The sequence below is a fragment of the Pseudoroseomonas ludipueritiae genome (assembly GCF_014490445.1).
GTDB classification, from domain to species: domain Bacteria; phylum Pseudomonadota; class Alphaproteobacteria; order Acetobacterales; family Acetobacteraceae; genus Pseudoroseomonas; species Pseudoroseomonas ludipueritiae.
In genome coordinates this window covers 1-645 of the sequence record NZ_JACTUZ010000386.1, presented here as the reverse complement: position 1 = coordinate 645, position 645 = coordinate 1, and the positions used below count along the sequence as shown (strand labels likewise).

Below are 645 nucleotides of genomic sequence, written 5' to 3'. Positions count from 1 at the left end.
CCGCCACGGCCGCCGAGGCCGGCGCCGAGCCCTGGTCCGCCGCCCGCGTCGCCGCCGCCCAGGCGGAGGGCCGCCCGGTCTTCGTCAACCTCACCGCCGCTTGGTGCATCACCTGCAAGGTGAATGAGCGCGTGGCGCTGGACAGCGCGGCGGTGCGGGAAGCCTTCGCCGCGCGCCGCGTCGCTTATCTCACCGGCGACTGGACGCGCGGCGGCGACGAGATCGCCGCCCTGCTGCGCGCCCATGGGCGGGAAGGCGTGCCGCTGTATCTGGTCTATCCCGCCGGTGGTGGCGCCCCGGCCGTGCTGCCGCAGATCCTGACGGAATCCATCGTGCTGCGCGCCCTGGAAGCCCAAGCGCCGCGCACAGCCGCCGCCACGCCTGCTTCTCCGGGCTGATCCTTCTCCCCCGCCTTCGCATCACAGCCGCATCCCACCCGGGCAGCCCCTGCCCGGCCCGCTTCGCCAAACCGGTGGCGGGGTCCGGGGTGACCCTGTCACCCCGGCGGGGGTTCCAGGGGGCGGCGCCCCCTGGCCTTCCGGCTGCCCGGCGCCCGTGGCAAACTACCCCGCATCATGAAAACGCCTTCGGGCCGAGCGCCCGCGCGCCCGCGCCGCGACATCCCCGCCGGCCCCGCCCCCGATG

1 protein-coding gene is annotated in these 645 nt (G+C 76.0%); it reads left to right on the top strand.

The window, feature by feature from the left end:
* A partial coding sequence (locus tag IBL25_RS26535; protein WP_187781396.1) for a thioredoxin family protein occupies positions 1-398 on the top strand: 398 nt, incomplete at its 5' end.
* Positions 399-645 lie beyond the last annotated feature (247 nt).